Genomic DNA, 18,961 nt, shown 5'->3' with positions numbered 1-18,961 from the left:
ACGGCACTGTGGCCGCGCCGGTCAGCGTGGCGGCACCCTGCGCAGCAATTTCACCACACTTCCATCCGGCATCTGTCCGTCGCGCATCGGCGCGAAGCCCAGCTTGGCTGCCAGCTTGAGTGAAGGCACATTGGTGGGGTCGATAAGGCAAACAAGCTCGGCCGCGAACTCGGCATCCCACCACGCCAGCACCGCGCGCATGATCTCGCCCGCATAGCCCTTGCCCACCGCGGATTCGCGCAGGATCCAGCCGGCCTCGGGCTTGTCGTCGAAGTCCTCGCCGAGCCCGCGCCAGGAATGGAAGATGCCGCAATTGCCGAGCAGCGTGCCGTCGCCGCCGCGCTCGCGCACCATCAGCGTGCCATAGCCATAGAGCGTCCAGCTGCCCGCATTGCGGGTGAAGCGCATGAAATGGTCCGGCATCGCGGGCTCGGGGCCGAGATAGCGCCGCGTTTCCGGCTCGGCGATGATTTCGAACAGGGGATGGAGGTCGTCCCTGACCGGCTGCCGCAGTTCCAGCCGCTCGGTGACGAGGAACGGCCCGCTCATCCGGTGAACTGGACAATGGCGTGGATAGTCAGCCCCACCAGTCCGCCCACCAGCGTGCCGTTGATGCGGATGAACTGCAGGTCGCGGCCGACCGCACCTTCGATCCGGTCGGTGACGGTGGTCGCATCCCAGCGCTTGACGGTTTCGGAGACCAGGCGGACGATCTCGTCGCCGTAGCGGGTGGCGATGCCGACGGCGGTGCGGCGCGCGAAACGGTTGATCTGGTGCTGCAGCCGCTCGTCCTGCTGCAGGGCAGCGCCAAGCTCGCCCAGCATCTTGCGCATTTCCTCGCCCAGCGCGGTGTCCGGCTCGCGCGCGCGGCGGATCAGCGACAGGCGGATGCGTTCCCACACGCCCAGCCACCATTCGGCCACTGCCGGATTGGAGAGCAGGTCACGCTTGATTTCCTCCACCTTCTCGCGCGTCGCGGGATCGGTCTGCAAGTCGCTGGCGAGCTTTTCCAGCCCTTCCTCGATCTTGCCGCGCAGCGGATGCTGGGGATCGACCAGCACTTCCGCCAGCAGGCGATAGAGCCCGTCGAGCACCGAGGCCGAGATCCGCTCGTCGAGACCCGTCCAGCGCAGCACGGCATTGGCGCGGTCGTGGATGATCTGGCGGATGGTCTCCTCGTTGTCCTCCAGCGTCAGCCCGGCCCAGCGGATGAAACCGTCCATCAGCGGCATGTGCCGCTTGTCGGCAATCGCCCCTTCGAGCATGCGCCCGGCCAGCGGCGAGACATCGATCTTCGCAAGCTGGCCCGCCAGCCCCTGCCGCACCTGGTTGCCCAGCCGGTCGGGGTCGAGCGATTCGAGCACTTCGGCCAGCAGTTCGGCTGCCCCGCCGGTAATGCGGCTGCGGGCTTCCTCGCCCGGGGCGACGAGATAGTCGCCCACGCCCTTGGCGACATTCATCCCCTGCATCCGCCGCGCCACCACGGCGGGGGTGAGGAAATTGGTGCGCAGGAACTGCGCCATGGTGTCGGCGATGCGGTCCTTGTTCTCGGGGATGATCGCGGTGTGCGGGATGGGCAAGCCGAGCGGATGGCGGAACAGCGCGGTGACCGCGAACCAGTCTGCCAGCCCGCCGACCATGGCGGCTTCAGCGAAAGCGTTGACGTAGCCCCAGGCCGGATGGAGATCGAGCAGGCGGTGGGTGATAACGAACACCGCCGCCATGAACACCAGCATCAGCGTGGCGGTGATCCGCATGTTGCGCGCACGATCCGCCAGCAGCTCCTGGCCGCTGGCGGCGATGATGGTGCGTTGCTCGGTCGTCACTCGGCCGGAATAGCCTCGGGCGGGGGGCTTCCGCCATGCTTTTCGTCGTACTTGTCGTCACCGGGCTTGTAGGTGAGGAAACGGTTGCGCAGCCACGGGCCGACCCGCTTTTCGAAGCCGTCGGCCAGGCTGAAGCCAGCCGGGACGATCAGCAGCGTCAGCACCGTCGACATGATCAGCCCGCCGATCACCATGGTCCCCATCGGCGCGCGCCAGGCCCCGTCGCCCGAACCGAGCAGGCCGGAGAAGGCGATCGGGACCATCCCGGCAGTCATCGCCACGGTGGTCATGACGATCGGCTGGGCGCGCTTGTGCCCGGCGTCCATGATCGCTTCGAACTTGCGCGTGCCCTTGGCCATTTCCTCGATCGCGAAGTCGATCAGCAGGATCGAGTTCTTGGAGACGATGCCCAGCAGCAACAGGATCCCGATATAGACCGGCATCGACTGCGGCTGGCCGACCATCCAGACGAGGAAGATGCCGCCCAGCGGCGCCAGCGCCAGCGAGGTCATGTTGACCAGCGGGCTCATCAACCGCTTGTAGAGCAGCACCAGCACCGCGAACACCAGCAGCACACCGGCAACCACGGCAATCGTCAGGCTGCGGACCAGCTCCTGTTGCCATTCGTCTTCGCCGACGACGTCGCGGATCACGCCTTGGGGCAGGTCCTTGAGGATCGGCAGGGCATCAATCTCGGCCTGCGCCTCGCCCTTGACGACGCCCTGGGCCAGGTCGGCCCCGACGAGTACGCGGCGGTTCTGGTTGTAGCGCTGGATGGCCGTCGGGCCCGAACCGAAGCTGATATCGGCCACGCGCGACAGTGGCACAGTGCCGCCGGTGCGGGTCTGGACCGGGAGATTCTCGATCGTGCTCAGGCTTTCGCGCGATTCCTCGGGCAGCTTGACCCGGATCGGGATCTGCCGGTCGGAGAGCGAGAATTTGGCCGCATTCTGCTCGATCTCGCCGAGCGTCGCGATGCGAATCGTCTGGCTCAGCGCCGCCGTCGTCACGCCGAGCTCGGCCGCGAGTGCGGGGCGCGGGGTGATGATGATCTCCGGCCGGTTGATGTCGGCGCTGATGCGCGGTGCGACCAGCGAATCGATGCCCTTCATCTGCTCGACCAACGTGGCGGCGGTCTGCTCCAGCAGTTCGGGGTCGGACCCGGCCAGCATGATCGTCATATCGCGTCCGCTGCCGAAGCCGCCGGATTGCGACTGGAAGCGGATCCGGGCGTCGGGAATCTTGGCCAGTTCGGGAGCGAGATCGCGTTCGAACTGGATCGAGGTCCGCTCACGGTCGGCCCTGAGCGAGATATAGATCGTTGCCGCCCCTTCGCGCACGCGCTCCAGCGCCCGCTCCACTTCCTGCTGGCCCTCCAGCAGGGCCGCCACCCGGTCGGCCACCGCCTTGGTGGTTTCCAGCGTGGTGCCGGGCACCATCTCGATCTCGATCCGGCTGTTGTCGTCGTCGATAGTCGGCTGGAACTGCGCCGGGACCAGTCCGAACAGCTGCACCGTGAGCAGCAGCGCGAAATAGCCGGTCATGAGCATCCACACGCGATGATCGTAGAACCGTGCTTCGAGATACTGCCACGACTGGCGCAACCGGTCGCCGAACAGCCGACAGATCGCGCCCAGCAGCTTGAGCACCAGATAGCCCGCGACGAATCCTGCAAACAGCACGACCGCCAGGATCAACAGGTTGAGCAGGCGGCCCGCGAGTTGGGCGAAGCCGGCTTGGGGATCGCTGGAAATCGCTGCGGTCAGCTTGTCAGCCAGCCCCAGTTGCATCAGCGCGCCCGACAGCGAGAAACTGGCGAAGGCCGGCGTGACAATCATGAGCAGGATGACGAGGATGAAGCTCAGCACATAGGCCCAGCGCCGTTTCGGCGGCTCCAGCCCCTCGCGGCGGGCGAACAGCTTGCCGCGGTCCAGCGACCAGCGCAGGATGCCCATATAGCGGTCCATCAGCGGACCTTCGCCATGCGACGCCTCACCGTGCGCCTTGAGGAAATAGGCCGCCAGCATCGGCGTGATCATGCGCGCCACGGCGAGCGACATCAGCACGGCGATCACCACGGTGATGCCGAAGTTCTTGAAGAACTGCCCCGAAATGCCCGGCATCAGGCCGACCGGCAGGAACACCGCAACGATGCAGAAGCTCGTCGCCACCACTGGCAGGCCGATTTCGTCGGCGGCGTCGATGCTGGCCTGGTAGGCGCTCTTGCCCATGCGCATATGGCGCACGATATTCTCGATCTCGACGATGGCGTCGTCGACCAGCACACCGGCGACCAGCCCCAGCGCCAGCAACGAGAGCTGGTTGAGGTTGAAGCCGAGCAGGTCCATGAACCAGAAGGTCGGGATCGCCGAGAGCGGGATGGCAATGGCGGAGATGACCGTTGCCCGCCAGTCGCGCAGGAAGAAGAACACCACCACGACGGCAAGGATAGCGCCTTCGATCATCGCCGCCATCGAGCTCGAATACTGCTCTTCGGTGTACTTCACCGTGTTGAACAGCGGGATGAACTTGATCCCCGGGTTCTCGGCCTCGATTTCCGCGAGGACGTCCTTGGCTTCGTAGAACACCGTCACGTCCGACGCGCCCTTGGCGCGCGACATGGCGAAATTGACCACTTCCTTGCTGCCGACTTCGGAAATCGAGGTCTGCTCGCTGTACCCGTCACGGACCGTCGCCACTTCGGACAGCTTGACGGTGCGCCCGTTGCCGAGCTGGATCTGTCGCTGCGACAGCTCGAAGGCGGTCTCGGTACTGCCCAGCACGCGCACCGACTGGCGGGTGCCGCCGACTTCGGCCGCGCCGCCAGCGGCATCGATATTGGTCTGGCGCAGCACCTGGTTGATCTGGCTGGCGGTGACGCCGAGCGCCTGCATCTTGGGCAGGTCGAGGATCACTTCGATCTCGCGGTCGACCCCGCCGAAGCGGTTGACCTCGGCCATGCCCTCGATCCCGAGCAGGCGCTTGGCGATGGAATCGTCGATGAACCAGCTGAGCTGCTCGATGGTCATGTCGTCGGCCTCGACGGCATAGATGCCGAGGAAGCCGCCGGCGACCTCCTCCTTGCTGATGCGCGGTTCGAGGATCCCGTCGGGCAGGCTGCCGCGGACCGAATCGATCGCGTTCTTCACCTCCGCCGTCGCGTCGTTGGGGTCGGTGCCGATGGCGAATTCGATGAAGGTGTTGGAACTGCCCTCGCTGGCGGTCGAATTGATCGATTTCACGCCGTTGATCGAGCGGACGGCGGATTCGACCCGCTGGGTGATCTGGTTCTCGATCTCGGTCGGCGCGGCACCGGGCTGCGAGATCGACACGTTGACGGCCGGGAACTCGATATCCGGGTTGTTGACCACGTCCATCCGGGCAAAGCTCAGCAGGCCGGCGAACAGCAGCGCGGTGAACATCACCAGCGGGATCACCGGGTTGCGGATCGACCAGGCTGAGATCTTGCTAAAGTCCATGCCGGATCAGCCCTTGGTTGCCGTCTTCGGTTGCGCTGCGGCTGCCGGGGCTTTCTTCGCACCCTGCAGTTCCGGCACGATGGTTTCGCCTTCGGTAAGGAAACCGCCTGCTCGCAGCACGACCTTTTCCGCACCGGTCAGGCCGCTGACGATAGCGACCCCGCCCGGGGTAACGATGCCGGTGGTCACTCCCCGGCGGCGGACTTTGTTGTCCTTGTCGACGATGTAGACGAAGGCACCCTTGTCATCCGACAGGATGGCGGATTCGGGCAGCATGGGTGCGACGATGGTGCCGCTGTTGATGGTCGCGGTCGCGAAGCCGCCGGGCCGCAGTCCGGGTGCGTAGCTGAGCGCGATTCGCGCGGTGCCCTGGCGGGTCTGGGCGTCGATGGTCGGTTCCAGCTGCCAGATCTGGCCGGTGAAGCTCTTGTCCATGCCAGCCGGGGTAATCGTGGCACTGACGCCTGGCGTCAGCTTGGCGAGGTCGGTCTCGCCGACCTGCGCCAGCAGTTCCATCTCGCCGCCCTTGGCGATGACAAACAGCGCTGGCGAACCGGCGCTGACGGTCTGGCCCGGCTCGACATTGCGTTCGAGGAGGAGCCCGGAAGCAGGAGCGAGAATATTGAGCCGCGCGTTGCGGGCCAGCAGTTCGTTATACTGCGCCTGCGCCACCGCTACCCGCGCACGGGCGGCATCGCGGGTCGCGGTCAGGCGGTCGACTTCGGCCTTGGAGATGAATCCGCGGTCGACCAGCTGCAGCGCGCGATCCAGATTGGCTTGTGCAAGATTGGCATCGGACCTGGCGACTTCGATCTGGGCGGCCGCGCTGCGCGCCTGCTGGCTCTGGACCGAACGGTCGATCGAAGCGAGCACTTGCCCGGCGCGGACCCACTGGCCCTGCTCGACCGGAACCGAAACGACCCGGCCGCCTTCGCCGACCACGCCGACCGGCATGGCGCGACGCGCGGCGAGCGTGCCGGTGGCATTGATGGCGCCTTCGATCGCGGTCGTGCCGGGGGCGACAACGGTGATGCGTGGAGCCTGTTCGTTACGGTCGGCCGCCGGAACGGCGGTGCTTTCGCCCGCGCCCAGCAACAGATAGGCCGCCACCAGGCCGCCGACGACCAGGATACCGAGAATGATCCAGCGCCACGGCAGGCTGCGCTGCTCGTTCCATCGCTTGGCAGCATAAGTCTCGCCCGCCACCTGGGCAGGCGTATCGCTGCGAATTTCGCTATGCTGGTAGTTCATCGTCTTCCCATCACCGGCAATATCCGTACCACCACTGTATTATCTGACTAAGTCACCAAGCGCAAGCCAGGAGGGAGTGGTGGCGGAAACGGGCCTGTTTGCCTTGCTGCCCCTAGGCCCGTGCCAAGGCCAAGGCAATCGCGCGCTCTACCAACAGCGCAATGGAGCGGACCGGCGACAGGGACCCGATACAAGGGAAAGAAGGGCCACAAACGCAAGGCGGGGCTGCATCGCTGCAGCCCCGCCCCAGGTTATTCTGGCTGTGTGGCGTGTTACCGCACGCGGCCGCGCTGGACCAGGTTCAGCACCGCCAGCAGCACGATGGCGCCGAGAACGGCGATCGCGAAAGCGCCCAGGTCGAAAGTCTGGATGCTGCCGCCGAAGCCGAGCAGCGGCGCCAGCACGGCATTGCCGATCAGCGCCCCGATGATACCGACGACGATGTTGAGGAAAATGCCCATCGAGGCATCGCGATTCATGACCATGCTGGCGAGCCAACCGGCGACGCCGCCCACGATGATTGCGACAATCCAACCCATTGTGATTCTCCGTATCCTGTTTGCTATGTCCAGAATACGAACAGCGCGCCGGGTGGTTCCCGGCGCGCAAGTGCGTCAGATTCTAAGCCATTGATTTAAGGCGGATAGCGCAGTGAACTAGTACTTCAACTGGCGTTCGTAGAGATCGCGGTAGTGCTGGATCCGGGTGACCCGAAGCCCTTGCATACCGGAACGGTCAACCGCGCGCTGCCACGAGGCGAACTCTTCCAGCGTCAGGTTGTAGCGCTCCAGCACTTCGTCGATCGTCAGCATGCCGCCGTTGACGGCCGCAACGACCTCTGCCTTGCGGCGCACCACCCAGCGGCGGGTGTTGGGGCTCGGCAGGTCAGCCATGGTGAGCGGCTCGCCAAGCGGGCCGATTACCTGTGCCGGTCGGATTTTCTGGTTCTCGATCATCAAAACTCTCGGTCGCCTGCTGCCGCTGGGGGAGCGACACCATTGGCCCATGGATATTTGCCATGAGCTAAAACATCTCGGTTAACATCCCGTTTGCCTACTCCCCATTGCGATAGCATGGCTGCTGCCGCCGGGTTGAAGCTCGCCGCGGCGCCGGCTTCGCCAGCCAGCAGAACGCACCGCAGGTCGCGCCGGGCCGAAAGCCGTGCGACCAGTACCGGCCAGGCAATCGCCGCCAGCGCCTGTTCGGCGACGGCGTCGGTCTGGCCCGGAATTTCGAATGTGCTTTCGTACATGTTCACCGCTTTACATCCGGGTCCGTCAAGATCGGGTAAAGCCGAGGTTTACCGGCGATTAGGATTGTACAACGCGGGAGTAACCTTTGCCGCCGGGTTGCCGCCCCGCCCCTTTCCCGCACCCCCGCCTGCGTGTATGGGCGCAGCCGTCATGAATGCCCCCATGAAAACCGACGCGCTCCTGCCACCTGCTGCACAGGCAGCTGACATGTTCGACCTACCGCACGCGGCCACCGATTGCCGCATCGTGGTGGCGATGTCGGGCGGGGTCGATTCGTCGGTCGTGGCAGCGCTCGCGCATGCCAGCGGGGCCGAAGTGATCGGCATCACGCTGCAGCTCTACGATTATGGTGCGGCAACCGGGCGCAAGGGCGCGTGCTGCGCCGGCGACGATATCCGCGACGCCCGCGCCGTGGCCGACCGGTTGGGCATCGCGCATTATGTCTTCGACCACGAAAGCGCCTTTCGCCAGGAAGTGGTCGAACAGTTCGCCGACGACTATCTCGCCGGACGCACTCCGGTGCCCTGCATCCGCTGCAACATGGGGCCCAAGTTCACGGACCTGCTGCGCATGGCGCGCGAGCTGGGGGCGGATTGCCTGGCGACCGGGCATTATGTCCGCCGGGTGATGGGTGCAGCGGGGCCGGAACTGCATCGCGCTTTGGATCCGGCGCGCGACCAGTCCTATTTCCTCTATGGCACGACCGAGGCGCAGCTCGACTTCCTGCGCTATCCGCTGGGCGACCTGCCCAAGGCGCAGGTGCGTGAACTGGCCGAAGCGGCCGGCCTGCGCAATGCCGCCAAGCCCGACAGCCAGGACATCTGCTTCGTGCCCGACGGCGACTATGCCAGGATCGTCAAGAAGCTGCGCCCTGAAGGCGGTGCGCCGGGTGCCATCATTCACGCGCAGACCGGAGAGACGCTGGGCGAGCACAAGGGGATCATCCATTACACCGTCGGCCAGCGGCGCGGGCTCGAGATCGGCGGCCAGCCGGAGCCGCTCTATGTCGTGGAGCTCGATGCGGCGGCCGGTGCGGTCAAGGTCGGGCCAAAGGCGATGCTGGCGGTGTCCTCCGCCACGCTGATCGAAACCAACCGCATCGGCCCGCTGCCAGATGCACCGCTGACGGCCAAGGTCCGCTCGCTGGCGAGGCCGGTACCGGTAACGCTGGAGGGGCCGCTGGGCGACGGCGCCACCACCAGGATTCGCTTTGCCACACCTGAGTATGGCGTCGCTCCCGGACAGGCAGCGGTGCTCTATGCCGGTGATCGCGTTGTCGGCGGGGGCTGGATCGAAGCGACGGAGAAAGCCGCTTGAGCGAAGCGATCTACCCGCTCGCCGGGCGCCGCGTCTATGTCGCGGGGCATCGCGGCATGGTCGGCGCGGCGCTGGTGCGGCGGCTGGAGGGCGAAGGCTGCCTGGTGCTGACTGCCGACCGTTCGGTCGATCTGCGGGAACAGGGCGCGGTGCGGCAATGGTTCGCCGACAACAAGCCGGACACCGTCATCGTCGCTGCGGCCAGGGTCGGCGGGATCCTCGCCAATGACACCCGCCCGGCCGAATTCCTCTATGACAACCTGATGATCGAGGCGAACGTCATCGAGGCGGCGCATCGCCACGATGCCGACAAGCTGCTCTTTCTCGGATCGTCCTGCATCTACCCGCGCCTGGCGCCCCAGCCGATCACCGAAGACGCGCTGCTGACCGGCCCGCTCGAGCCGACCAACGAATGGTATGCCGTGGCCAAGATCGCCGGGATCAAGCTGTGCCAGGCCTATCGCCGCCAGTACGGTCGCGATTTCATCAGCGCCATGCCGACCAATCTCTATGGTCCGGGGGACAATTTCGACCTCGCATCGAGCCATGTCCTGCCCGCGCTGATCCGCAAGGCGCATGAGGCGAAGCTGGCCGGGGCCGAATCGATCACGCTGTGGGGCAGCGGCACTCCGCGCCGCGAATTCCTGCATGTCGACGACCTCGCCGATGGCTGCGTCCACCTGCTGACGCATTATTCGGGCGAGGAGCATGTCAATCTCGGCTCGGGCACCGACCTGACGATCAACGAACTGGCGCAGGCGGTGTGCCGGTCGGTCGGGTTCGAAGGGCGGATCGATCACGACACCTCGAAGCCCGACGGCACGCCGCGCAAGCTGATGGACGGGTCGAAGATCGCGGCGATGGGCTGGAGGCCGCGCATCGGCCTCGATCAGGGCATTGCCGATGCCTATCGCTGGTTTCTCGCCAACGCGGCCTAGCGATTCCACTTGTCCAGCACGCAGCCATAGCCGTCGCGCATCCGCGCGGTATCGCTGGCAACGAGCAGGAAGCGCGCGGTAACGCTCTTTTCCTCCTCGTTCTCGGTCAGGGAAACCAGCTCCATCCCGGCGAGCTTGTCCTTGGCGCAATCCTCCATCGTCCGTCCGGCGACGAATCGGCACGAGCAGGCGACCCGGGCCGAATAGGCGCTGGCGGTCTGGGCATAGCCGGTGATCGGCGTGCGGAACCACAGGAACACCCCCGCTGCCAGCACCAGCAGCACGAACAGCACCGTGGGCCAGCGACGGGCCTGGCCCGGTGTTTTCCCGGAAGCGGATTTTGACGTTGCCAAGGCGATTCCTGTCATGCGAGAGGCCTGCCCCATGCAGCGCCGCGTCGCCCCCCTTATCGCCATGCTGGCTCTCGCCTCAAGCCTTGTCGCGTGCGGCGAGGCACCGCCGGTCGAACAGGCGCTGAGCGAGCAAGCGCTGGCCGCCGTCGGCAAGGACCCCGGCGCGCCCGACGAGCAACTGGCGCGCCAGCTCGACGACCTGTTCACCAATGAAGCGCTGGGCGAAACCCGCGCCGCGGTGGTGATGTACAACGGCCGGATTGCAGCCGAGCGCTATGCCCCCGGCTATGACGAGGACACCCGCTTCGTCAGCTGGTCGATGGCAAAGACGGTCACCGCGGTGATGATCGGCATGCTGGTCGCCGACGGGCAGTTGCAACTCGACCAGAGCCCGCCGATCGCCGAATGGCAGCGCCCGGGCGACCCGCGCGGAGCGATCACATTGCGCCAGCTGCTGCAGATGCGCAGCGGGCTGCGCCACACCGAGGCCGGCGACCCGCCCTACGAATCGTCAGAAGTGCGGATGCTGTTTCTCGACGGGCGCGACGACATGGCCAAATGGGCCGAGGAGCAACCGCTCGAGGCCGAACCCGGCGCAAAGTTCGAATACTCGAGCAACACCACGGTCATCCTCGCCGATATCGCCGCGCGGGTGCTGACACAGGGGAGCGAGGACCCGGAAGTGCGGCGCAGGGCGGTGAGCGAATTCCTCCACGCCCGCCTGTTCGACCCGCTGGGAATGAAGAGTGTCGTACCGGAGTTCGACGCCCACGGCACGCTGGTCGGCGGCAGCCTGATCCATGCCAGCGCGCGCGACTGGGCCAGGTTCGGCGAGTTCCTGCGCAATGGCGGTTCGGTCAGCGGGGCCCAGCTGGTGCCGCGCAAATGGATCGAGTTCATGACCTCCCCCAGCCCCCGCAGCGCTTTCTACGGGGCGCAGACGTGGCTCAACACCGAGGCCGACCGTGATACCGACTCGCTCTATCCCATTGCCGAGCCCGAGGGGTTGTTCGCCGCCATCGGGCACATGGGACAGTACATCCTCGTGTCGCCGCGCCAGCGGCTGACGGTGGTGCGGCTCGGCCATTCGGACGCCGAGCAACGCGCAGTGCTGCTGCGACAGCTGAAGGACGTCGTCGAGCTCTACCCCGCGAGGTAGAAGCTCCCTTCCACCACCGTCACGCAAGGTCCGCCGAGCCAGGCCTTGTCGCCGTCCAACCGGCAGGTGGCGTGCCCGCCGCGGGCCGAAGCCTGGAAGGCGGTGAAGCTGTCGCGCCCGAGCTTGTACGCCCAGAAGGCGGTCAGCGCGGCATGGGCCGACCCGGTGAAGCTGTCCTCGTCGACCCCGCCACCGGGCACGAACACGCGGCTCACCACATCGGTATCCCTGCCGCGAGCAGTGCAGATGAACTGGTCGTCGCCCAGCGCCCCCAAGCCGCGCAGGTCGGGGTCGAGCGCGCGGACCTGGTCTTCGCTGTCGAACAGGTAGATACCGTAGCGGTCGGGATTGAGCCAGACTTCGCTCGGCGTTGCGCCCAGCAAGGCGACAGCTTCCGGCCATTCGCCCGGCTCGGTCGGGATCACCGGCAGTGCCAGTTCATAGCCCGCTGCGACCCGTTGCATCTCGAGGATACCCGCCTTGCGGGTGCGGAAGGTGACCCGGTCCGCGTCGCGGTGGCCGCCGAGCGCGGTGAAGACGACATGCCCGCTCGCCAGCGTGGCATGGCCGCACAGGCGGATTTCGCAAGCAGGGGTGAACCAGCGCAGCTCGTAGTCCGCCTCGCCCGTCGCATCAGGGACGAGAAAGGCCGTCTCGGCGAAGTTGTTCTCCTCACCGATTGCCTGCAGCACCCCATCCGGCAACCAGCTGGCGAGCGGCATCACCGCCGCCTGGTTGCCGGCAAAGGGGCGGTCGGCGAAGGCATCGACATGCCAGTAAGGTATCTTCACGAAGTCACTCCCTTGGCGGTTTCCGGCAGCAGTTCTTCTCCCGCAACGCCTTCTTCGCGCTGCAGGCCGACAGGGTCGGGGTGGATCAGCACTTCGACATCGGGAAAATCCAGCGCGATGCGGGCTTCGACATCGTCCATCAGATCATGCACGGCGGCGATCGTCAGGTGCGGATCGACCGCCATGTGGAATTGCACGAAATCGTCCGCCCCGCTGGTGCGGGTGCGCAGGTCATGCACGCCGCGGATATCGGGATGCTTGGCCAGCACGGTGAGGAAGGCCTCGCGCCGCTCCTCCGGCCATTCCTTGTCCATCAGGTGGTCGAGCGCTTCGCCCGCCGCATTCCATGCCCCCCACAGCAGCCATGCGGCAATGGCGAGCCCGAACAGCGGATCGGCCTTGGTGAAACCGGCATACTGGTCCAGCGCCAGCGCGGCGATGACCGCCAGGTTGAGCAGCAGGTCGGACTGGTAGTGGACATGGTCGGCCCCGATCGCGACCGAGCGGGTCCGGGCAATGACATAGCGCTGCCATGCGAGCAGCAGCAGCGTGGCGAGAATGGCAATGACCGAGACGGCCATGCCCTCGGGTGCCGCTTCGACCCGGCCGCCTTCGATCAGCTTGCTGACGGCGCGAAAGGCGATGCCCGAGGCCGAGAGCGCGATCAGCATGACCTGGAAAATCGCCGCCAGCGCCTCGGCCTTGCCGTGCCCGAAGCGATGGTTGTCATCGGCTGGCTGCGAAGCGATCCAGACCCCGACCAGCGTCGCCAGGCTGGCGATGAGGTCGAGCGCCGAATCGGCGAGACTGCCGAGCATGGCGGTCGAGCCGGTGCGCAGCGTCGCCCAGGTCTTGAGCATCACCAGGATCACGGCGACCGTGATCGATGCCACGGCAGCGCTTCGGGCAAGCAGGTGGCGGTTCTCGCTCATGGGTAGAGCAAGGTGCTGGTCCAGCCCCCGCCCGAACGGACGAACTGGCGACGATCGTGCAGACGGTTGGGCCGGTCCTGCCAGAACTCGATCCGTTCCGGCGTGACGGTGAAGCCGGTCCAGTGCCTGGGACGCTCGATCTCGCCATCGCCGAAACGCGCCTGTGCCTCGGCAAAGCGATCGACAAAAACCCGCCGGTCAGGGAGCGGGCGCGACTGGTCGGAAGCGACGGCGCCGAATTGCGAATCGCGCGCCCGCGAATGGAAATACTCGTCCGCCACCTCCGGTGCGACTTCGCTCAGCGGACCTTCGATGCGGATCTGGCGGCGCAGGCTCTTCCAGTGGAACAGCAGCGCGGCGCGGGCATTGGCGCGGATCTCCTGCCCCTTGCGGCTTTCCGCATTGGTATAGAAGGTGAAGCCCTGCGGCCCGTGATCCTTCAGCAGCACCATCCGCACCGAAGGAACGCCTTCGGGCGTCGCCGTCGCCAGCGCCATGGCGTTCGAATCGTTGATCTCGCTGGCGCGGGCTTCGGCCATCCAGGCAGCGAACAGTGCGATGGGATCGGTATCGGGAATTTCGCTGGTTTCGAGCGGTGTCATGGGCCTGTTTCCTTCATCGACGCGCCTACTCCCGTCACCCATGCACTGCAATGACACCTTTTCTTGGGAGAATTTGTGGTAACGGGCTGGGCAATGAATGCCCTGATCCATCCTGTCATTTTGTGCGGCGGCGGCGGCACGCGGCTGTGGCCGCGCAGCCGGCCGGCGAAGCCGAAGCCGTTCCTGCCGCTGCTGGGCGAACGGACGCTGTTCCAACAGACGCTCGATCGTGTCGCCGACACGGCCCGCTTTGCCGCACCGATGGTGGTGACAGGCGAAGCGTATTTGCCGCTGATCCGCGAACAGGGCGGTGCAGGCCTGTCGGTGGTGGCCGAACCGATGGGTCGCAACACCGCGCCAGCCATCGCACTCGCGGCACATCGTCTACCGGCCGATGCCGTGATGCTGGTGTGCCCGAGCGATCACTACATCGCCGATACTGCCCCATTTGTCGCGGCGGCTGAAGTCGGGGCAGGGCTGGCCCGCTCAGGCTGGCTGGTCAGCATGGGTATCGCCGCCGAGCGACCGGAGACCGGCTACGGCTACATCAAGCGCGGCGAACCGCTCGCGGGGGGATACAGGATCGACCGCTTCGTGGAGAAGCCCGATCTCCCAACCGCGCAAGGCTTCCTCGCCGATGGCGGATACAGCTGGAACGGCGGAATTTTCCTGTTCACCGCCGGCCGCTTGCTCGAAGAACTCGCCGCGCATCGCCCGGCCATGGCAGCAGCTGTCGCCAAGGCTGTGGCAGGGGGCTCCGAAACCGGCGGTGCGTTTCGGCCAGACAGCGTTGCCTTCGCCGCCATCGAAGGCGACAGCATCGACTACGCCGTGATGGAACCCACTGGCCGCAAGGCGATGGTGCCGGTGGCGATGGGCTGGTCCGATATCGGCAACTGGCAGGCGCTGGTCGAAGCGCGCGGTGAGAAATCTGTAGGGCGCGCCGACCTGCTCGATGCCGCCAATGTCGTGATCGACAGCGACGGCCCGCGCGTCTCCGTCGTCGGCCTCAGCGACATCATCGTGGTGGTCGATGGTGACGAAGTGCTGGTGATGTCCCGTGAAGGCGCACAGAGCGTCGGCAAGTTGCCGGGAGCCAAGGGCCAGTGATGCAATTGCTGCCTACCCACAGGGTCGAAAAGGTCTGGGGCCGCGAACAACTGCCCGCCCCCTTCGCCGATGACAGCGACACACGCATCGGGGAAATCTGGTTCGATCCGCCTGCCGAGCTGCCTGACCTGCTGGTCAAATACCTGTTCACCAGCGAGAAGCTCTCGGTCCAGGTCCACCCGAGCGACGCGCAGGCTCCCGAGGGCATGCGCGGCAAGGAGGAGTGCTGGATCATCCTCGATGCCGAACCGGGCGCGCAACTCGCCATCGGGCTCGCCGAAGAGGTCAGCGAGGATGCCCTGCGCGCAGCGGCGCTCGATGGTTCGATCGAGCAGATGCTCACCTGGCACGAAGTTGCGCCGGGGGACTTCTTCTACCTGCCAGCGGGAACGATCCATGCCATCGGCCCGGGTATCTCGCTGATCGAGGTGCAGCAGAATTCGGACATCACCTATCGCCTCTATGACTACGGTCGCCCGCGCCCGCTGCATCTTGACGAGGCGCTGGCGGTGGCGAAGCGTGAGACTTACGCCAAGCGCGCCCGCGACGGCGGGCGACCATGGGATGAACGCACCTTGCACGAGGGCCGACACTTCCGGCTCGACCGGATCGCCGGTGTGCCCGGCGAGCAAACCATGGCGCGATATCGGGACCGCTTGCTGCTGATCCCGATCGAAGGCGATTACACCGTCGCGGGCGCGGCTGTTCCTGCCGGATCCTGCGCTCTGGTCGACGATATCGCGTCCATCACCTGCACTTCGGGCAGGGCGTTGCTCACCCAGCCGACGTAGCGGCACGCTAGTCCTTGGCGATGGTGTCCGCCCGCATCACCTCGAGATCGGCAGCGACCATCTCCCGCGCGAGATCGCGCACGCCCATTTGCGGGACCCAGCCGAGCTTTTCGCGCGCCTTGCCGGCATCACCGATCAGCAAATCGACCTCGGCGGGGCGGAAATAACGCGGGTCGACCTCGACCAGCACCTTGCCGGTGGCAGCGCAGATGCCTTTCTCGTCGACGCCCTCACCGCTGAATTCGAGCGTGATCCCCGCATCCTCGAAGGCCCAGCGGGTGAAATCGCGCACCGAAGTCGTCACACCGGTCGCCAGCACGTAATCGTCGGGCACATCCTGCTGCAGCATCCGCCACATCCCTTCGGCATATTCGCGGGCATGGCCCCAGTCGCGCTTGGCATCGAGGTTGCCGAGATAGAGCCGGTCCTGCCGCCCGAGCGAAATCGCCGCCGCCGCGCGGGTGATCTTGCGGGTGACGAAGGTCTCGCCGCGCAGCGGGCTTTCGTGATTGAACAGGATGCCGTTGGAGGCATGCATGCCGTAAGCCTCGCGGTAATTGACCACGATCCAGTAGCCATAGAGCTTGGCCACGCCATAGGGGCTACGCGGATAGAACGGCGTACGCTCGCTTTGCGGTACTTCCTGCACCAGTCCGTACAGCTCCGAGGTCGAGGCCTGGTAGAATCTCGTGTGCTGCTCCAGCCCGAGGATGCGGATCGCCTCCAGCAGGCGCAGCGGCCCGATGGCATCGGCATTGGCGGTGTATTCGGGCGTCTCGAAGCTGACCTGGACATGGCTTTGCGCCGCGAGATTGTAGATCTCGTGTGGCTTGCTCTCCTGCACGATGCGGATGAGGTTGGTCGCATCGGTCATGTCGCCATAGTGCAGGATCAGGCGCGGATCGGGTTCGTGCGGATCCTGGTAGATGTCCTCGATCCGGCCGGTGTTGAAGCTGGAGGAACGCCGCTTGAGCCCGTGGACCTCATAGCCTTTCTCCAGCAGCAGCCGCGCGAGATAGGCCCCGTCCTGTCCGGTGACACCGGTGATCAGCGCGCGTTTTCCGTTTGCTTCCGCCAATGCGGCCTCCCGTTCGATCCTTCACGGTTCCATAACCGGCTGGAACGCACGGTAAAGGGATGCTTGCACCTGTCCACTGTTACACCTAGCTAACACAGCATGGCCGATCCCTATTCCACCCTTGGCGTATCGCGCACCGCCACCGAGGCGGAGATCAAGAGCGCCTATCGCAAGCTCGCCAAGGAGCTGCATCCCGATCGCAACAAGGACAAGCCCGACGCCGCCGAGCGGTTCTCCAAGGTGACGCAGGCCTATGACCTGCTGTCCGACAAGGCCAGGCGGGCACAGTTCGACCGCGGCGAGATCGACGCCGACGGCAACCCGGCCAATCCCTTCTCCGGGATGGGTCGTGGTGGCTTCGGAGGCGGGGGCGGCCAGCGGCAGTACCGGCCCGAGGATTTCCAGGGCTTCGGCACCGACGACATCGACCTCGGCGACATATTCGACGGGCTGTTCGGCGGCGGGGGCGGCCGTGCCCGCAGCAGCGGTTCGCCGTTCGGTCGGCGCAGCCCGCCACCGCCGCGCAAGGGCGGCGACATCGCTTACCGGCTCAAGGTGCCTTTCGTCGACGCGGCGACCCGGCGCGACCAGCGGATCACTCTGGCCGATGGCAAGACCATCGATCTGAAGCTCCCGGCCGGGGTCGAGGACGGCACCCAGATGCGGCTCAAGGGCAAGGGCGAACAGGGCCCGGGCGGAGCCGGCGACGGGATCGTCACCATCACCGTCGAGCCACACAAGTTCTTCGAGCGCGACGGCAACAACGTCCGGCTCGACCTGCCGCTGACGCTCAGTGAGGCGGTCCACGGGGCCAAGGTCAAGGTGCCCACGGTCGATGGGCCGGTGATGCTGACCATCAAACCCGGCACGTCGGGCGGCACAGTCATGCGGCTGGGCGGCAAGGGCTTCAGCGACAAGTCGGGCAAGCGCGGCGACCAGCTGGTCAAGCTGGAAATCAGCCTGCCCGAAGACCTCACCGAACTCAGCGAGAGGTTGAAAGACTGGAACGATTCGGCCAATCCGCGCGTCATTCTAGGTGTCTAGCCGCACCAGCCGGAAAGGGAGGGCCGTATCCCCGAGGATGACATTCCCGACCCCGAGGAACGTGAAGTCCAGTCTCCGACCCCCGAGGCGCGCCGCCACGAGGCGAGCCTGCAAGGCCGGATAGTCCGCGAAGTCGGCCCCGGCACGCGCGCCTTCGAGGTGTTCAAAAGGGTCGCGGTCGGCACCTATAACGACGGGTTCATCCACGCCGGCAATCTCGCCTATCTGGCGATGATTGCGATATTCCCGTTTTTCATCACCGGCGCCGCGATTTTCTCCTTTGTTGGCGAGAACAGCGAGCGGGCGGCCACGCTGGATGCGGTCCTGCGGGCCTTGCCGCCCACCGTCGCCAGAACGATCGGGCCCGTGGCGCGCGAAGTTCTCGACGCCCGGAGCGGTTGGTTGTTGTGGATCGGGGGCGCGGTCGGCCTGTGGACCGTCGGCAGCCTGATCGAGACCATCCGCGATATCCTGCGCCGCGCCTACGGCACCCACGCTGTGAGGGCCTTCTGGCAATACCGCCTGCTTTCGATGGGGGTGATCGTTGGAGCAGTGCTGCTGCTGATGCTGTCCCTGATCGCCAGCTTCATGATCACTGCGGCGCAACAGTTCATCGGCGCCTACGTGCCCCAGCTGGCGAACATTCTGAGCGAATTGACGCTGTCCCGGCTGGTCCCCGCGCTGGGATTGTACGGATCGATCTTCCTGCTGTTTCTTACGCTGACCCCGGCCAAGTATCGCGGAAAACGCTATCCCAAGTGGCCGGGCGCATTGCTCGTCACAGTCTGGTGGATCGCGGTCACGCTCGCCATGCCCATTGTTCTCGCACGGTTCTTTTCATACGATCTGACCTACGGCTCGCTGGCGGGGATCATGGTCGCGATGTTCTTTTTCTGGCTTGTCGGGCTCGGGGTCGTTATCGGCGCGGAATTGAATGCGGCGCTGGCCGAGACGCCCGAGGAAGAAAGCGACCGCGCCGACAAGACCGGGGTCGAAGGCCATGCGATCCAAGAATGATGGGCAGGGAGTAATCTGGA

The 18,961-nt window shown here is 65.8% G+C and carries 19 protein-coding genes; 7 read left to right on the top strand and 12 right to left on the bottom strand.

The window, feature by feature from the left end; all coding sequences use genetic code 11:
• Positions 1-21 precede the first annotated feature (21 nt).
• The 7 genes from LY632_RS03095 to LY632_RS03065 all read right to left on the bottom strand — a co-directional run bounded on the left by LY632_RS03095 (position 22) and on the right by LY632_RS03065 (position 7,814).
• A complete protein-coding gene (locus tag LY632_RS03095) occupies positions 22-549 on the bottom strand; it encodes a GNAT family N-acetyltransferase (protein WP_234092345.1) in 528 nt (175 codons plus the stop codon).
• On the bottom strand, positions 546-1,757 hold the full coding sequence (locus tag LY632_RS03090) for a DUF445 domain-containing protein (protein WP_234093315.1): 1,212 nt from the start codon (positions 1,755-1,757) through the stop codon (positions 546-548). Before LY632_RS03090 ends, LY632_RS03095 begins: the two co-directional genes overlap by 4 nt.
• Before the next feature lie 65 nt (positions 1,758-1,822).
• Positions 1,823-5,305, bottom strand: a complete 3,483-nt coding sequence (locus LY632_RS03085) for an efflux RND transporter permease subunit (protein ID WP_234092344.1) — start codon at positions 5,303-5,305, stop codon at positions 1,823-1,825.
• A gap of 6 nt (positions 5,306-5,311) precedes the next feature.
• Positions 5,312-6,556, bottom strand: a complete 1,245-nt coding sequence (locus LY632_RS03080; protein ID WP_234092343.1) for an efflux RND transporter periplasmic adaptor subunit — start codon at positions 6,554-6,556, stop codon at positions 5,312-5,314.
• 272 nt (positions 6,557-6,828) lie between these two features.
• Positions 6,829-7,095 (bottom strand): GlsB/YeaQ/YmgE family stress response membrane protein, encoded by a 267-nt coding sequence (locus tag LY632_RS03075; protein ID WP_234092342.1) that lies wholly within the window; start codon positions 7,093-7,095, stop codon positions 6,829-6,831.
• Positions 7,096-7,212: 117 nt separating this feature from the next.
• Positions 7,213-7,512, bottom strand: a complete 300-nt coding sequence (locus tag LY632_RS03070) for a DUF1153 domain-containing protein (RefSeq protein WP_234092341.1) — start codon at positions 7,510-7,512, stop codon at positions 7,213-7,215.
• Complete coding sequence (locus LY632_RS03065) at positions 7,512-7,814, bottom strand: hypothetical protein (RefSeq protein WP_234092340.1); 303 nt, start codon at positions 7,812-7,814, stop codon at positions 7,512-7,514. The genes LY632_RS03070 and LY632_RS03065 overlap by 1 nt, the downstream gene beginning before the upstream one ends.
• Positions 7,815-7,971: 157 nt before the next feature.
• Between LY632_RS03065 and mnmA the strand changes: the two genes are divergently transcribed.
• Entirely contained in the window at positions 7,972-9,126 is a 1,155-nt protein-coding gene (mnmA, locus tag LY632_RS03060; RefSeq protein ID WP_370636552.1) for a tRNA 2-thiouridine(34) synthase MnmA, read from the top strand.
• A 56-nt stretch (positions 9,127-9,182) separates the two neighbouring features.
• The gene (locus LY632_RS03055) at positions 9,183-10,064 is read left to right on the top strand and encodes a GDP-L-fucose synthase (protein ID WP_234093311.1); all 882 of its coding nucleotides are present in this window, start codon (positions 9,183-9,185) and stop codon (positions 10,062-10,064) included.
• Here the strand turns inward: LY632_RS03055 and LY632_RS03050 are convergent.
• Positions 10,061-10,432 carry a hypothetical protein gene (locus tag LY632_RS03050; RefSeq protein WP_234092339.1) on the bottom strand — a complete coding sequence of 124 codons (372 nt, stop codon included), beginning with the start codon at positions 10,430-10,432 and terminating at the stop codon, positions 10,061-10,063. The genes LY632_RS03055 and LY632_RS03050 overlap by 4 nt on opposite strands.
• Positions 10,433-10,448: 16 nt before the next feature.
• On the opposite strand from LY632_RS03050, the gene LY632_RS03045 reads away from it, so the two are divergent.
• Positions 10,449-11,576, top strand: coding sequence for a serine hydrolase (locus LY632_RS03045; protein ID WP_234092338.1), 1,128 nt, complete (start codon positions 10,449-10,451; stop codon positions 11,574-11,576).
• Here the strand turns inward: LY632_RS03045 and LY632_RS03040 are convergent.
• From LY632_RS03040 to pdxH, 3 genes are read right to left on the bottom strand one after another with little or no spacing between them, the layout of a single operon-like run.
• Positions 11,561-12,367 carry a PhzF family phenazine biosynthesis protein gene (locus LY632_RS03040; protein ID WP_234092337.1) on the bottom strand — a complete coding sequence of 269 codons (807 nt, stop codon included), beginning with the start codon at positions 12,365-12,367 and terminating at the stop codon, positions 11,561-11,563. The genes LY632_RS03045 and LY632_RS03040 overlap by 16 nt on opposite strands.
• On the bottom strand, positions 12,364-13,299 hold the full coding sequence (locus tag LY632_RS03035) for a cation diffusion facilitator family transporter (protein ID WP_234092336.1): 936 nt from the start codon (positions 13,297-13,299) through the stop codon (positions 12,364-12,366). Before LY632_RS03035 ends, LY632_RS03040 begins: the two co-directional genes overlap by 4 nt.
• The gene (gene pdxH, locus LY632_RS03030; protein WP_234092335.1) at positions 13,296-13,901 is read right to left on the bottom strand and encodes a pyridoxamine 5'-phosphate oxidase; all 606 of its coding nucleotides are present in this window, start codon (positions 13,899-13,901) and stop codon (positions 13,296-13,298) included. The genes LY632_RS03035 and pdxH overlap by 4 nt, the downstream gene beginning before the upstream one ends.
• Before the next feature lie 93 nt (positions 13,902-13,994).
• Here pdxH and LY632_RS03025 point away from each other — a divergent pair, with 93 nt between their 5' ends.
• Positions 13,995-15,011, top strand: a complete 1,017-nt coding sequence (locus LY632_RS03025) for a mannose-1-phosphate guanylyltransferase (protein ID WP_234092334.1) — start codon at positions 13,995-13,997, stop codon at positions 15,009-15,011.
• Entirely contained in the window at positions 15,011-15,802 is a 792-nt protein-coding gene (locus tag LY632_RS03020; protein WP_234092333.1) for a class I mannose-6-phosphate isomerase, read from the top strand. Before LY632_RS03025 ends, LY632_RS03020 begins: the two co-directional genes overlap by 1 nt.
• 7 nt (positions 15,803-15,809) lie before the next feature.
• On the opposite strand, the gene gmd is transcribed toward LY632_RS03020, so the two are convergent.
• The gene (gene gmd / locus LY632_RS03015; protein WP_234092332.1) at positions 15,810-16,880 is read right to left on the bottom strand and encodes a GDP-mannose 4,6-dehydratase; all 1,071 of its coding nucleotides are present in this window, start codon (positions 16,878-16,880) and stop codon (positions 15,810-15,812) included.
• 99 nt (positions 16,881-16,979) lie between these two features.
• On the opposite strand from gmd, the gene LY632_RS03010 reads away from it, so the two are divergent.
• Positions 16,980-17,924 carry a DnaJ C-terminal domain-containing protein gene (locus LY632_RS03010; protein ID WP_234092331.1) on the top strand — a complete coding sequence of 315 codons (945 nt, stop codon included), beginning with the start codon at positions 16,980-16,982 and terminating at the stop codon, positions 17,922-17,924.
• Between the two features lie 159 nt (positions 17,925-18,083).
• Positions 18,084-18,941 carry a YihY/virulence factor BrkB family protein gene (locus LY632_RS03005; RefSeq protein ID WP_370636551.1) on the top strand — a complete coding sequence of 286 codons (858 nt, stop codon included), beginning with the start codon at positions 18,084-18,086 and terminating at the stop codon, positions 18,939-18,941.
• Positions 18,942-18,961 lie beyond the last annotated feature (20 nt).

The organism is Erythrobacter sp. SDW2 (genome assembly GCF_021431965.1).
Classification (GTDB): Bacteria; Pseudomonadota; Alphaproteobacteria; order Sphingomonadales; family Sphingomonadaceae; genus Parerythrobacter.
The sequence above is the reverse complement of the archived record's forward strand: the minus strand, read 5'-3'. Positions and strand labels throughout refer to the sequence as shown.